Below are 12,133 nucleotides of genomic sequence, written 5' to 3'. Positions count from 1 at the left end.
CGTTCGGGACGAGGGGGTCGCAGGTTCAAATCCTGCCACTCCGACCAGCCAAATCAAAGGCTTACGTGGCTTTTGGTGAAGCGCATCCCGAGCGCTGCAACGTTTCCGCAATGTTTCGTTTGAAAGGGCGCTCGGAATGGCATCCCGCTTTCCTGGCGATACCAAGCTGATCCTTTGGCTTGCCGCGATCTTCGTACCGATCTTCGTTCTTGCGCAGATCGGGTACCGAGCGCTGCAATGGTTGGGCTGGCTCTAAGGGCATCACGCTGGGTCTTCACGCCAGATCGGCACGCGTTGGACCTTTAGAGCCACCAGGCGACGGATGCGCAGTCCTACGGCTTCCCTGCCCGTCGGCGCGAACGCCTCGACATCGAGCCGGCCGTGGCTTGGATCATTTTCGCACTTCATTCTATCCATCAGGGAATCGACGTCGACGTCGCCGAATATCTGGATGAGGTCGGAGGGATGATAGCAGTGGGTCCGCTTGCAGTAGCGACAGCGGATGCGCACCAGGCGCATGCCGTCGTTCAAATTCGACAGCGGATAGTCTCGTCTTTTGGGCGCGTAGGTCTCTGGCATACCCTGAAATGAGGAACATATTCCTGCCGCGTCAAGAGGGGCTTGACTCCAATGTTCTCTTTTCGTTCACTATCGGCAGGATAGCCACAGGAGGATGACATGGACCTCGTTCTGTCAGTTCCGGGCGCCTCGCCCGAGGAAATTTTGCGAGGCTTAGCGGCAGCAGAGGAAGCGCTAGAACGCGCTGGGTTCACAGCCGAGGAAGCCGCTTACGGTGCCTTCGTAGTTGAAGGTTGGGACATCAACGGTCCGCCCGAAGATGGTCCTGATCATTCGGCGTCCCGCGCGGCAAGTGCTTGGGGGCAAGCCCATGCGGCAGCATTGGACGCCTGTTGTGGCGGCTGGCCGGAGAACCGCAAGCCCATCTCGGTAAGTCTGGAGTTGCTGACCGATCCCGAGACGCAACTCGCCGATCGTTCGACAGCGCTGGCAATGCTTCGCGAACATCTCGAGCAAGATGGCAAGGACACGTTGAACGGGGAGGACGCGGTTTTGGCTTGGCGGGTTGCTGCCGAGGTCGTCGACCAGCTTTCAATGCGCGACCTTATTGGCGACCTGTCTATGGCCTTTACCGCCCTCTCCCATTCCCATCTCCGCCCGGATGAGCCCATCGAACCGAAGCGCCGAGCTGTGCGCGACGCAATCAACGCGCTAGAGGCAGCCACCGACAAGCCGTCCTTACACTGATGCCGAAACGCAACCGCGTCACCCCGGCGCCATCGGTCATCGACAGGGATTGGCCGTACCAGGTCGCCTTGCCGGATGACATCTGCACGGACCGGAACCTGACCATGATCACGAAGTTCTGCCAGGACATCGGCGTCAAGCCTCAGATCAGGCGGGTGCAGGCGATATGGCCGAGCGGCAAATATGAGGACTATCGCATCCACTGCTTTTCCGACCCCGCCGCGGCGCAGGCCTTCCTTGACCATTTTGGCGGCGACGTGTTCGATCCGAAGCGCGATCGGGAGAATGGGAAGATCCGGGGTGCCTGGCGCCGCACGGGCGAATACAAGCGCATCCTCGACCTGGGGCCGTTGAGCGTTCCCGAGATCCTGCGCAACTAGGGGCAAGACATGTGCAATCTCTACAATCTCACCACCAGCCAAGAGGCCATACGCCAGTGGACGCGTGCCCTCCGGGATGTCCTCGGCAACCTCGAACCGTCGATCGACATCTATCCGAACAGGCCCGGCCCGGTAGTTCGCAACGCCACGGATGGGCAGCGCGAGGTCGCCAACCTTCTCTGGGGAATGCCGACGCCGGCCGAGCGCGTGAAAGGTGCCGCCGACTACGGCACCACGAACATTCGAAATCCACAGTATGGCCACTGGCAGCAATATGTCGGGATCGAGCATCGCTGCGTGGTTCCCGTAACCAGCTTCGCCGAGCCGTCCCCGGCGCCTGGCGACAAAGACCCCGAAACCGGTATCCAGCGGAACTACTGGTTCGCGCTGAACGAGGAGCGTCCCTTATTCTTCTTCGCGGGCCTGTGGACGCCCTGGCATGGCGTGCGCAAGGTCAAGGATGGTCCGGGCGACTTCGAGCTCTACGGCTTCATGACGACCGCGCCCAACGCGCTGATCAAGCCGATCCACGAGAAGGCCATGCCAGTGATCCTGACGAGCGAGGAAGAGATCGAGACCTGGCTTACCGCGCCCTGGTCGGAGGCGAAGAAGTTGCAGCGCCCCGCGCCCGACGATGCCCTCGTGATCGTCGACAAGCCAGCGACGCAGATCAAATTCCCGCAACAGGCGCCACAGCAGGGCTCATTGTTCTAGACAGTGTAGGACAGCCCCATGCCAGACTGCATAGTCACTCTCGACAGTCGCCAGGAGCAGCTTTGCAAGCTGTCGCCGACAAATTCGTCGCTCTCCACAAGGGCAATACGATGAAAGCCCTGAAGGAAATGATCGTGCTGAACGGCCGTCTTCAGGATGAGCTTTGTGCCGAGTGGTCCGGCGTCAGTGACCCCGTAACATTCCCTCTTCTTTAGCAGCCTCCTCGAATGCCTTCCGGACATCCTGGGGTGACGCTCGGTCCGCGAAGCAGTCGACGCAGAGCTGCACCGCCGTCTTCCATTTGGGTCCCCTCTTGCGCCACTTCATGAGTTCCTGAGCGGCACCCTCGACGTGACTTATGCCTGTCGTGATGCCGACCTTGTCTGAACGTAGACCGGAGGATTGAACCAATGGAGCGCCATTACAGGTCACCTCGGGCCGCCCTACGTTCAGGTCGGCAGCATTCAGGAGGTCGCTTTCGGCCTACATTAGCGCAAGCTAAAGGTATATAGTGACGCTGACGATATCAGTCGCCGTTGGAGGAACCTCTCGGTGCATGCGGTCGGAAGAGGACAAGTGACGTGCTTTGCAGGCGTGATAGCCACGGCTGCGGCACTTGACGGAGGCGGGGCGTCAGCCCACGGCCCGGATCGGAATTGGGGCTATCCACCGGCTTGCTGCCACGGTGATCCGGTCACTGGCGACTGCGGGCAAATTCCCAGCGCCACTGTGACGCCCCAGCCAGATGGCTACGTGGTTATTCTGCGTCCAGGCGACCATGAAAAAGTCACGCATCAGAACCGCTACTTCGTGCCGTACGATGTCGTAATCCCCTCGGGGGATGACAACTTCCACATCTGCCTGCATCCCACGGAAGAAGACGAAAACTGCTTCTTCGCGCCAGCCGACGCGATGTAGCTGGGCACCCCGACAGACCTGCGCAGGTGCTAATCATACCTCTCGAAAGTCCTTCAGCTTGGCGTGGCGCAGCTTTTCCTCGCCTTTCAGGAATTTGACCCGGCCGACCAGACCCGGCTTGAGCCATTCGGCCTTTTGCCTTTTCAGGCCCTTCGGCACTGGCCCACGAAATTTGCCAAAGCCTGTCAGGAACCCATGCGCTTCGCTGGGCATCATTGCTCACTGGCCGCGGCCGCCGAGACCCCGCCCGGCAGCCGTGTTAGAAACTGACGGCGAGATTGGCCTTAAAGGCGTGGTCCTGCCTGTCATGGGCGAGCTGGCCGGCATAGGAGATGCCGAGGCTGGCGCTCCGGCTGATGGCGAGATCGAGCCCGGCCTCGACGACGGCAGCGTCCCTGGCGATCGGCACGCCGGCGACCGAGAACGGGTTGCTGCCGGCGAAGGCGAGCGTCGCCTCGGGGTCGACCTCGCCGAAGGCATGGCGCCAGGCCAAGCCGCCGCGCACGGTCAGATCGATGCCGTGAAGCGCGAAGCTGGTCGAGGCGCGCAGACCCGGCGTGGAGTAGCCGAGGCTGATGTCGTCGCTGCGGCCGGAAAGCGCCGCCGCTCCACCGTCCTCGCTGAAGCCATCGGTATGCAGGTTGACATAGGCCAGGCCGGCAAAGGGCTCGAGCGCGACGCGGCCGAGATCGATGCGGTAGCCGGCCTCGCCGAAGACCTGAAACGTGCCGGCGTCGTAGTCACCGTTCAGGCTGTCGCTGAAGCCAGGGAAGGCAACGGAGCGGCTGGTGTCGATATCATGCCATGTATAGGCAAGACCGCCTGTGAGGCGCAACGCATTCCACTTGCCGCCACCGTAGAGGCCGACATGGTAATTGTCACTCGAGCCGGAGGAGGCACGGCCATCGACGTCGAATGAAGTGTGGCTGTATCCGGCAAGCAGGCCCAGACGCATATCCGAAGCGATCGCACCGTCGATGCCGGTGAGGAAGCCGCCGGTGGAGGTGTTCATGGAAGCTGCGTTGCCATTGCCGTCGAAGGCGCCCCACGAGCCGAAGGCATAGCCCCAGGCGAGCGGGCCGATGCTGTCAGCCGCCGCCTGCCTGGCCCCGTCCGGTCCGTAGGCGAGAAGGGGCATGTCGCTTGCCGTGGCATCGCCGAAGGCAGACCGGATACGATCGTTCACCGCATCGCGGACGAAGTGGCTGTCCTCGATCAATGCCGATTTGGTGGAGGCATATATCTCGCCGGAGAGCTGGTCGAACGCGTGGCGGGCCGAGCCAGCGTCCAGCATCAGAAGGCTGTTATAGAGCGCAAGAGTGCCGCCGACCTGCGGCAGCGTGTCGAGTGCCACCGCCGTCGTGACCTGGTTGCGCGTCTGCGCCACGGCCTCGAAGGTCGCCGGCGGCGTCGGACCCGGAGTGCTGCCCTTGACCGCAATGACGAGGTCAATCTGGTTGGGTAGGTGCTCGGCCGAAAGGTCGAGGAAGGCCGAGCGCGAAACCACGCCGGCAAGCGTCCCTACGACGCCACCATTGGCGGTTATGATGGTGTAGCGCTGGCCGTTGATATAGCTGGTCTGCGGGTCGAGCGCGGTGACGCCGACCTGGCTGCCGCCGACCGTCGCCGTGCCCGAGGCCGCAATGCGATCGGAGCCGCCGGCGCCGCTGATCTCGACTTCGTAAGTCGAGCCGGCCGCCAGCACGAGGTTGCCGTTGACGGTGAGCGTGCCGATCGAGTTTCCGGGCGCAATGGTCGCCCCGGACTGGATCGTGGTGGCGCCGACCGTGCCGGAGCCGCCGAGAGACGCGCCGCTCAGCACAGTGACCGCCGAACTCGCAAGTGAGCCATTGACCGAAAGCTTGCCGGCCTCGACCGTGGTCGCGCCACTGAGGCTGCCCGTGCCGGTCAGGTTCAGGTTGCCGGCGCCCCGCTTCGTAAAGGAGCCGGTCTCGTTGATAGCATTGCCGAAGGTCGCGTCGGTCGGCTGGTCGATGACGAGAGCGCCAAAATTGCCGATCCCTTCACTGCCGAAACTCGTCGAGGATCCGATCAGCGTGCCCGTGCCGATCACCGTTCCGCCGCTATAGGTGTTGGTCCCGGTCAAGGTTGTGGTGCCCGTGCCGAACTGAAACAGCAGGCCATTGCCTGAGATGGCCCCGCCGAAGGTCACGGCATCGGAGCGGTTGAACGCTAATACGCCGTTGTTGACGACGACATCGCCCTGGATCGAGCCGGTGGTGCTGCCATTGCCCACCTGTAAGAAGCCGCCGGCGATCAACGTCCCGCCACTATAGCTGTTGACGCCCGTCAGGGTGAGCCATCCGCCGCCCAGCTTCTGAACGCCGCCTGATCCCGAGATGGCGCCGGCGAAAACAATATCGTCCGAGCGGTTGAAGGCGAGCGTGCCATTGTTGGCGACATTGCCGGTGATCGACCCGCTCGTGCCGCCATCGCCGATCTGAAGGGCGCCGGCCGAGATGGTCGTGCCGCCGGTATAGGTGCTGTCCCCGGTGAGGGTGAGAGTGCCGCCGCCAAGCTTGGTCAGGTTGCCGGAGCCAGAGACGGCGCCCGCGAAGGTGGGGTCGTCCGAGCGATTGAAGGTCAAGGCGCCGTCATTGGCGACATTGCCGACGATCGAGCCTGAGGCGCCGCCATCGCCGATCCGCAATGCGCTCCCGACGGCGATCACCGTTCCGCCGGTGTAGGTATTGGCGCCCGTCAAAAACTGGGTGCCGCCGCCGATCGCCAACGCGCCCGACCCGGTAATTGACCCGGAAAAGATGCTGCTCGCGTTTAAGATCGTCAGTGTCTTCGTGCCAAGTTCGACAGCGCCGCCGCCGGCGAGGAACTGGATATCAGAGCCCGCTGCCGTGACGCCGGAAATATCGAATGTGCCGTCGACCACGACACGGCTGGAGCCGGTAACAGAGCCGGTATTGGTCAGTGCCAGCGTGCCGGACTGGACCACCGTCTCGCCGGTATAGGTCTGAGCCGTGTTGAAGGTGACAGTGCCGGCGCCGACTTTCGTCACGCCGCCAACGCCGCTGAGCGGGCTCGCCACTGTCACCGCAAAACCGTTGCTGTCGAGCGTCAGCCCGCCCGCCGCGATATTGAGCTGCGTGCCGGTGAAGCCCGAAGCGATCCACGTCGCGTTGTTGCTCAGGGCCCTCAGGGTGCCGTTGTCGATATTGACCTGTTTGGTGCCAAAGAATCCACGCAAGAGTGCTGTCGTCTCGAGCGTGCCGCCGCTGTTGATATTCAGCGTGCCATTAGAAGTCGCGCCAGATCCAAGGCGCACCCCGCCGAGCGCGGTGACTGTGCCTCCGTCCTGAATCTTGAGCGTAGCGGAGCCTGAGTTGCCGAGCGCAAGAACACTGGCGCTCGTGTTATTCCATCGCGATCCGGCACCGGTGACGGTCACGACGCCGCTGCTGCCGCCAAAACCTCCGAGCAGAGTCGCACCAGCGCTGGTGAGTGTGCTGCCGTTCTGGATCGTAAGGCTTCCTAGCCCTGACGTGGCAACGATCAGATCGTCCGTCGAACCTATAGCGGCGCCGCCCACGCCGAGGACGGTCACGTTGGGCGCCGTCGTGTTGATGCCCGCATCAGTGAGATTGGTCGGCACGGTGCCGGTGGACCAGTTCGTGCCGTCGGTCCAGTCGGTGCTGGTGGTGCCGGTCCAGGTCTGCGCCGCTGCCGGCAGCGAGAGGGACAAGGCGAGGGCAGCGCCACTGACGACTGCGAGAAGCCTGCCATGAGTTCGAGACCTTATTCTCGAAACGCCCCGCTTCACGCCCGCATCCATCTCAGCCCCCACAAAGACATAGCCATCCTAGAGTTGCAAACATGCAGAGATTCGCCTGCCGCGCAAATGATAAAAACGGCAATAATAAGAATAGTTCGTTACGATGAGTGCAATTGCAGGAACACGCCTTTCCTGCGACGTTTCGTGGGTAATAAAAAAACCCCGCCGGCGCGAAGCCAGCGGGGAAAACGATTGGGCAACTCCTACCGGGCTCACCCACCCCGCAGCACGCGCCAGATGTCCGACCAGTATGCTGTAACGAGCGAAGCCAGCGCCGCTGCTCCCATGCCGGTGACACCGAGCGCCCCGAGCCCCATCAGCTTCCAGCGCGTCACCTCAGCGGTGACTTCCTTGACGCTGGTCATGTCGGCATTGAGCTTGCTGACCGCGGTCTCGGTGGCGCTCACGCGCTCGACCAGCTCGTCGGTCTTCTGATACATCTTCGCCCGGCTGGCGGCGGCGCGCTGTTCAGATTGCTCGTAACTGAGCGCCGCCCGGGCATCGCTATCCTTGATGTCGCGCCGGATCTCGGTGATGTCGCGCTGCATGTCCTGCGTCGCTTGCAGCAGGCCGCCGATCATCATTTCCAAGCTTTTCGTTCCTGATGTCGGCATCATCCCCGCCCTCATGCAATGCTATGATTTGAGTTCGGCGCGGCGCTCAGCGCTGGCCCTGGTGTGCCGGTCGCATTCCGCCGGCGTATAGAACTTCACGGCGCAACCTGGAGCCATGGTGCGATCGATCCTGTTCTGATCCTCGACCGTCTTGCCCTGCGCGCCAGCAAGGCTGCTACCGATCGCTGCGCGAAGGGCTGGAACACCGTTGACGCCGGAAGTCCCACAGCCCGCCAGCGCGATTGCAGTCATCAAAATTCCGACTGGCCTCAATGCCCTTGAGTACCGCATCCATGTTCTCCTTCTCGATCTGGTCGCGGACTTCCTCCGCCCCCCAATGCTTGATGAGCTGGTAGCCGCCGATGGCGGTGCAGGAGACGGCGACAGCAATGGCGGCCCAGGCTACTACCCCGGCCAGCGGGCGGGGAACGCCGACAAGACCGGCGATTAGGGAGATGAGCCAGGTCATGCTGGCGCGGTCCCGAGCGCTTCAGCCAGACGCTTGGCCCTGCGGTTGGCGAACCAGCGATAGCCGAGGCCACCGATCGCCAGCACGGCGCTTGCGAGCGCCACCACGACGACGACTTTCCCGATCCATTCGCTTGTGTAGGACAGCGGCGAAAGCTGGTTCTGGAGATCGTAGAGGTAGCCAGACAAGCCAAGGCCGCTGGCCCCCGCGCCAGTGGCAGCGTCGGCCGGCGCTGTCGATGGCGCCGCCTTGGCATCCTCGACCAGCGCCTTTGCCTGGCCGCCGTCGACGAAGTTGGCGGCTTGCGGCTTCTCGCCGGTCGCCCAGGCCTTGCCGATCGCGCGCACTTCGGCGACACGCGCTGTCCAGCCCTTGCCGAAGGTCGGGAACGTGCCGAGATGGCGCAGGAAGTTCATCCGCGCATCGCAGATGCGGTCAATCAGCGCGTCGTTGTTGTTGACCGCCTTCAGCGCCGCCAGCGTGCCCACGCCCATGACGCCGTCGATCGGCCCGGTATAGATCGGGCGAAGCGCCTGCTGAAGCCACATGATCGACCGACCGGGCCCGGAATTCACGCCGCCATCGAACACCACGTAGTCGACGCCGTCGGGCATCAGGTCGCCCTTTACCGCGTCCCAGTACTGGCGATCATAGATCTCGCCGACCTCGTCCATGGTGATGCTCTTGACCGAGCGTTTCGCCAGACCCTTGCCCTTCCGGTAGCCGTCATAGACGCGCTGCGTCACGCCCTTGTTGGTCGGGCCGCCCGGATCGGCTCGATTGTTGCTGTAGCCACCCTCGTGGCTAAGGACGTGGGCCAGCGCCGGCTGGAAATTCTGTTGAGCCATGATGTTCGATCCTGTGACAGTTGGCGCAAAGCAGATCGCACTTAGCGACCTCCTTTGCGATTTCTGCCAAGGACGCCGAGTCGATCATGTTTGCGGGGTGGTGATCTTTTTCCTGCGCGTTTCGATGATGGAAGTCGTAGACGAAGTCAGCGAATTGCCCGCGGCAGCGGGCGCACCTATTGCCGAGATGTTCGACGCAGACCCTGCGGATGATGCGCCGTCGCTTCAGCCGATAGTGTTGCTTACAAAGTGCCCAGCCGCCCTTCCCATCCACCGGCGCGCCACATTCGACGCATTCCGGCCTACGCCCGCGTTGCTGGATCGCCAGAGTGAGCGGCTTTCCGCTCCTCGATCGAATGTAGTGGGCGTTGCAAAAGCCTTTGGCGTAGCCACCGTTTGGGCACCCGGCGACCGAGCATTGGTAGGCCCGCCGGTTGGTCGGAGTGTAGGGCACATAGAGATCGGCTGCCGCCGCCTGTAACGCCGACCTTAGTTTCTCTGCTAAGTCGTTGGGTTCAAACAGGCTTTCCATGCTCGGAGTAGTATTGAAAACCCGACCGTTTCGCAATGCGCGGATGGTTCACATAGCCGCCTTCGTGCGCCAGCACCTTGGCAAGCGATTCCTTTTCGCGTGAAGCGACCATGGGGTTTCCTTTCGGGATGATGATTGGCTATGGTCGGCCCCGGGAGGGCCAGAGGGATGAGATACGACGAACCCCGAGGGGATTGGGTATCGCTGCCGAAACCGTGGCTGGAGCTACGGCAGCATTTGCGCGACGCGGTTTTCAACGCCGGCGAAATCCACACCTATGACGGCGGACATCTCCTGCTGGTCGACGGCCTATGGGAAGTGATGGTGAGCGGCTATCACAACGACGCCGATGTGGTTCTCAACGTGCTGCGCAAACCAAACTAAAGGCCCGTACGCGATGGAAACTCAACTGGGAGCCTGGGCCGGGCGGCTGCTGAAACTATGGCAGGAATGGGCGCCCGCCATGGGCGTCGTTATCGCGATCCTGGCCTGCCTGGTCTGGACGGTCTATCTGCCGATCGTCGGATTGCGGCACCTCTTGGGGTACTGAAGCGCGGGCGTGCCTGTTTCCGTTCTGGCTTCTGGAGCGCGTGAAGAGTTGCCTTCAATGGGCGCGCGGCTAGGACGGCCAAGCGATCACCGGCAGTTCGGCGAGGAACGCCTCGACGGTGGGAACCTCGCGCTCGCCAGCCTTCACCTTGTCCAGTTCGCCATAGGCGTAGACCCACACGGCATCGCGCCATGCGACGAAGGCTGTCGCCTCGGCCGACCATGCCGGCACTGTCGACGCGACATAGCCGGCAAGAGCGTTTCCATCGGCATAGGAGCGCGACCTAGCTGTCTGGTCGACGAGCGATTGGATTGCCGTCTGGAAACTCGCCAGCAGCGTTACCTGCGCCTCGGCTGCTCTCTGCGCAGCCGTGCTGATGATGGAAGGATCAGGCGTCCACATTGGCGGTCTCTTCCTCTTGCTCAGGCGCCACCGGCGGATCGGGGACGAACACCGTGTCGACCTGATCTGGCTGGTGCCAACGATGCGTTGTCGTGACGAGTTGCCTACCTCCCTCGACAGCCGTCTCGGTGGTCTCTGACCAGGTATTGGAGGGCACGTCGACCGTGCCATCGGGCACGTTTTCGATGTCGCCTGGACACGTCTGCCAAACCTCCGGGGACGGTCCATGCGGCAGGACTATCGTGACGTGAACCTCGCCGGCGATCTTGGTGACATTGCCGACGATGAACTCACAGGGGATATCCTCGACTTTGATCGCGTCGCCATCGCTCAAACCGTTGAAGTTGAACTGCTCCCCGTTGACGGTCAGAACGTCGCCGGACTTTGCTAGGGCGAGAGCGTCGTCGCGGCGCTGCGGTGCGAATGAGATGCGCATCAGAACCACCTTCCAATTGCTGTGGCAAAAAAGGTTTCTGTTTCACCTGCCACGAAACCTGCTGATGTGATGGCGTTTATTCGAGCCGACGTGGCTGTTATGGTGTCCATGGCGAAATGGAAACCAAACTTCGTGTTTGCCATTGTGCCGATGCCGTTTGCAGCCACCGAAAAAGTTGCGTTCCCGTCCGCAAAAGCGGCCGGATAGGTCCAAGTCCCCGCAATGCGGTTAGGGCTGGCAAAGGTACCAACCACGTTGTTGACCCTGCAAATCTGCGTCCCGTCGGCGAACCGCGTATAGGTTCCGTTGGCATTGCTGCCCGTCTCGATTATGCGACCGGAAGGAACGCCACCGATCTGTCCGACAGGCCCGACAATCAGATTTTGATGATAGACGGCGCGCGTTCCTGATCCGTCGAAAACGCTGATGCCGGAGCCAGTAAAGACCACGTCATCGGTGACGTTGTCGGCCACACGGAAATACACCTGATTTGCCGCATTCACGCCCCACGCGCCGCGAAAGCCAGCAGCGCCGTCGGAAAATAGCAACTGCTCGCTAAACAATGTCCCGCGCCTGCCAAAACAGATACCGCCTTGCGAGCTTACGCCGTTCGGATCGCCAAGATTGATCGGGGTGGTAACAATACCTGCGAGAAGCGTTGCGAGTTGTGCGGTCGCATCGGCATCGTCCAGAAGCGCGCGACCCGCCGCCGTAAACGTGGCCAGTGCCGCAGTGTTTGCCCCGTCAAAATAGGGAAGCTTGTCCGCCGCTCCTGTCAGACCAAGCATCGCCCGCGCGGCGGCCGTGAAGTTGGCCAAGCTCGCCGTGCCGGGTCCGGTGAAATATGGCAGCTTGTCCGCCGCGCTGGTCAGGGCGGCAATGGCGGCGAGATTGCCGTTGGCGAGAGCCTCGATCAGCGTTGCCGCCTGCGCCGTCAAGCGCGAGCCGTCCGACTGGAAACGAATGCGCAGCGGCTGGGCCGCGCCCGCGGCACCAGCCGGGCAATTTGCGACGAGCGTGCCAGCATTCTCCCCGGTGATCGACGCTATCACCAGGACCAGCCCCTTGGCCGGCAGGAGGATCTCGTCGCCAGCGCGGACCGCCGCCGATTGCAGCGCGGCGCCCGTCGAGGTGAAATTCGCCGAGCCGCTGGTCAGCGTGATCGTTCCCGTCACATAGTCCGGAACAACAGCCAT

The 12,133-nt window shown here is 62.5% G+C and carries 16 protein-coding genes and 1 pseudogene; 6 read left to right on the top strand and 11 right to left on the bottom strand.

The window, feature by feature from the left end; all coding sequences use genetic code 11:
• Window positions 1-261: 261 nt before the first annotated feature.
• Window positions 262-579, bottom strand: coding sequence for a hypothetical protein (locus tag FJ951_RS27255; protein ID WP_140518182.1), 318 nt, complete (start codon window positions 577-579; stop codon window positions 262-264).
• Window positions 580-678: 99 nt separating this feature from the next.
• On the opposite strand from FJ951_RS27255, the gene FJ951_RS27250 reads away from it, so the two are divergent.
• Genes FJ951_RS27250 through FJ951_RS27240 form a run of 3 tightly spaced genes read left to right on the top strand, consistent with a single transcriptional unit; the run spans window position 679 to window position 2,360 of the window.
• Complete coding sequence (locus FJ951_RS27250; RefSeq protein WP_140518181.1) at window positions 679-1,266, top strand: hypothetical protein; 588 nt, start codon at window positions 679-681, stop codon at window positions 1,264-1,266.
• Window positions 1,266-1,646 carry a hypothetical protein gene (locus FJ951_RS27245; protein ID WP_140518180.1) on the top strand — a complete coding sequence of 127 codons (381 nt, stop codon included), beginning with the start codon at window positions 1,266-1,268 and terminating at the stop codon, window positions 1,644-1,646. The genes FJ951_RS27250 and FJ951_RS27245 overlap by 1 nt, the downstream gene beginning before the upstream one ends.
• A 9-nt stretch (window positions 1,647-1,655) precedes the next feature.
• Window positions 1,656-2,360 carry an SOS response-associated peptidase gene (locus FJ951_RS27240; RefSeq protein ID WP_140518179.1) on the top strand — a complete coding sequence of 235 codons (705 nt, stop codon included), beginning with the start codon at window positions 1,656-1,658 and terminating at the stop codon, window positions 2,358-2,360.
• Window positions 2,361-2,543: 183 nt separating this feature from the next.
• Here FJ951_RS27240 and FJ951_RS28925 read toward each other — a convergent pair whose 3' ends face one another.
• The 6 genes and pseudogenes from FJ951_RS28925 to FJ951_RS27195 all read right to left on the bottom strand — a co-directional run bounded on the left by FJ951_RS28925 (window position 2,544) and on the right by FJ951_RS27195 (window position 9,017).
• On the bottom strand, window positions 2,544-2,687 hold the full coding sequence (locus FJ951_RS28925) for a DUF982 domain-containing protein (protein WP_246671796.1): 144 nt from the start codon (window positions 2,685-2,687) through the stop codon (window positions 2,544-2,546).
• Window positions 2,688-3,311: 624 nt separating this feature from the next.
• Window positions 3,312-3,440, bottom strand: a pseudogene (locus tag FJ951_RS27220) (ATP-dependent DNA ligase); the annotation flags it as partial.
• A 97-nt stretch (window positions 3,441-3,537) separates the two neighbouring features.
• On the bottom strand, window positions 3,538-6,996 hold the full coding sequence (locus FJ951_RS27210) for an autotransporter domain-containing protein (RefSeq protein WP_181172297.1): 3,459 nt from the start codon (window positions 6,994-6,996) through the stop codon (window positions 3,538-3,540).
• A 302-nt stretch (window positions 6,997-7,298) separates the two neighbouring features.
• Entirely contained in the window at window positions 7,299-7,670 is a 372-nt protein-coding gene (locus FJ951_RS27205) for a DUF1515 family protein (protein WP_224684765.1), read from the bottom strand.
• Window positions 7,671-7,875: 205 nt separating this feature from the next.
• The gene (locus tag FJ951_RS27200; RefSeq protein WP_140518175.1) at window positions 7,876-8,169 is read right to left on the bottom strand and encodes a hypothetical protein; all 294 of its coding nucleotides are present in this window, start codon (window positions 8,167-8,169) and stop codon (window positions 7,876-7,878) included.
• Window positions 8,166-9,017, bottom strand: coding sequence for a glycoside hydrolase family 108 protein (locus FJ951_RS27195; protein WP_140518174.1), 852 nt, complete (start codon window positions 9,015-9,017; stop codon window positions 8,166-8,168). Before FJ951_RS27195 ends, FJ951_RS27200 begins: the two co-directional genes overlap by 4 nt.
• On the opposite strand from FJ951_RS27195, the gene FJ951_RS27190 reads away from it, so the two are divergent.
• Entirely contained in the window at window positions 9,016-9,498 is a 483-nt protein-coding gene (locus FJ951_RS27190) for a hypothetical protein (protein ID WP_140518173.1), read from the top strand. The genes FJ951_RS27195 and FJ951_RS27190 overlap by 2 nt on opposite strands.
• Window positions 9,499-9,532: 34 nt before the next feature.
• Here the strand turns inward: FJ951_RS27190 and FJ951_RS29050 are convergent, their stop codons facing one another.
• Window positions 9,533-9,661 (bottom strand): hypothetical protein, encoded by a 129-nt coding sequence (locus FJ951_RS29050; protein ID WP_281405597.1) that lies wholly within the window; start codon window positions 9,659-9,661, stop codon window positions 9,533-9,535.
• A gap of 56 nt (window positions 9,662-9,717) precedes the next feature.
• On the opposite strand from FJ951_RS29050, the gene FJ951_RS27185 reads away from it, so the two are divergent.
• Window positions 9,718-9,933 (top strand): hypothetical protein, encoded by a 216-nt coding sequence (locus tag FJ951_RS27185; protein WP_140518172.1) that lies wholly within the window; start codon window positions 9,718-9,720, stop codon window positions 9,931-9,933.
• Between the two features lie 13 nt (window positions 9,934-9,946).
• A complete protein-coding gene (locus tag FJ951_RS28600) occupies window positions 9,947-10,099 on the top strand; it encodes a hypothetical protein (protein WP_181172296.1) in 153 nt (50 codons plus the stop codon).
• Window positions 10,100-10,168: 69 nt separating this feature from the next.
• Here FJ951_RS28600 and FJ951_RS27180 read toward each other — a convergent pair whose 3' ends face one another.
• From FJ951_RS27180 to FJ951_RS27170, 3 genes are read right to left on the bottom strand one after another with little or no spacing between them, the layout of a single operon-like run.
• Entirely contained in the window at window positions 10,169-10,501 is a 333-nt protein-coding gene (locus FJ951_RS27180; RefSeq protein WP_140518171.1) for a hypothetical protein, read from the bottom strand.
• The gene (locus tag FJ951_RS27175; RefSeq protein ID WP_140518170.1) at window positions 10,488-10,937 is read right to left on the bottom strand and encodes a hypothetical protein; all 450 of its coding nucleotides are present in this window, start codon (window positions 10,935-10,937) and stop codon (window positions 10,488-10,490) included. Before FJ951_RS27175 ends, FJ951_RS27180 begins: the two co-directional genes overlap by 14 nt.
• A complete protein-coding gene (locus tag FJ951_RS27170; RefSeq protein ID WP_140518169.1) occupies window positions 10,937-12,133 on the bottom strand; it encodes a hypothetical protein in 1,197 nt (398 codons plus the stop codon). The genes FJ951_RS27175 and FJ951_RS27170 overlap by 1 nt, the downstream gene beginning before the upstream one ends.

It is taken from the genome of Mesorhizobium sp. B2-2-3 (assembly GCF_006442405.1).
Lineage (GTDB): Bacteria > Pseudomonadota > Alphaproteobacteria > Rhizobiales > Rhizobiaceae > Mesorhizobium.
The sequence above is the reverse complement of the archived record's forward strand: the minus strand, read 5'-3'. Positions and strand labels throughout refer to the sequence as shown.

Coding starts and splice junctions, on each gene's coding strand:
- FJ951_RS27170 (WP_140518169.1), bottom strand. CDS start 12,133: ATGGCTGTTGTTCCGGACTATGTGACGGGAACGATCACGCTGACCAGC.
- FJ951_RS27185 (WP_140518172.1), top strand. CDS start 9,718: ATGAGATACGACGAACCCCGAGGGGATTGGGTATCGCTGCCGAAACCG.
- FJ951_RS28925 (WP_246671796.1), bottom strand. CDS start 2,687: ATGAAGTGGCGCAAGAGGGGACCCAAATGGAAGACGGCGGTGCAGCTC.
- FJ951_RS27255 (WP_140518182.1), bottom strand. CDS start 579: ATGCCAGAGACCTACGCGCCCAAAAGACGAGACTATCCGCTGTCGAAT.
- FJ951_RS27205 (WP_224684765.1), bottom strand. CDS start 7,670: ATGATGATCGGCGGCCTGCTGCAAGCGACGCAGGACATGCAGCGCGAC.
- FJ951_RS27195 (WP_140518174.1), bottom strand. CDS start 9,017: ATGGCTCAACAGAATTTCCAGCCGGCGCTGGCCCACGTCCTTAGCCAC.
- FJ951_RS29050 (WP_281405597.1), bottom strand. CDS start 9,661: ATGGTCGCTTCACGCGAAAAGGAATCGCTTGCCAAGGTGCTGGCGCAC.
- FJ951_RS27250 (WP_140518181.1), top strand. CDS start 679: ATGGACCTCGTTCTGTCAGTTCCGGGCGCCTCGCCCGAGGAAATTTTG.
- FJ951_RS27175 (WP_140518170.1), bottom strand. CDS start 10,937: ATGCGCATCTCATTCGCACCGCAGCGCCGCGACGACGCTCTCGCCCTA.
- FJ951_RS27200 (WP_140518175.1), bottom strand. CDS start 8,169: ATGACCTGGCTCATCTCCCTAATCGCCGGTCTTGTCGGCGTTCCCCGC.
- FJ951_RS27190 (WP_140518173.1), top strand. CDS start 9,016: ATGATGTTCGATCCTGTGACAGTTGGCGCAAAGCAGATCGCACTTAGC.
- FJ951_RS27240 (WP_140518179.1), top strand. CDS start 1,656: ATGTGCAATCTCTACAATCTCACCACCAGCCAAGAGGCCATACGCCAG.
- FJ951_RS28600 (WP_181172296.1), top strand. CDS start 9,947: ATGGAAACTCAACTGGGAGCCTGGGCCGGGCGGCTGCTGAAACTATGG.
- FJ951_RS27180 (WP_140518171.1), bottom strand. CDS start 10,501: ATGTGGACGCCTGATCCTTCCATCATCAGCACGGCTGCGCAGAGAGCA.
- FJ951_RS27245 (WP_140518180.1), top strand. CDS start 1,266: ATGCCGAAACGCAACCGCGTCACCCCGGCGCCATCGGTCATCGACAGG.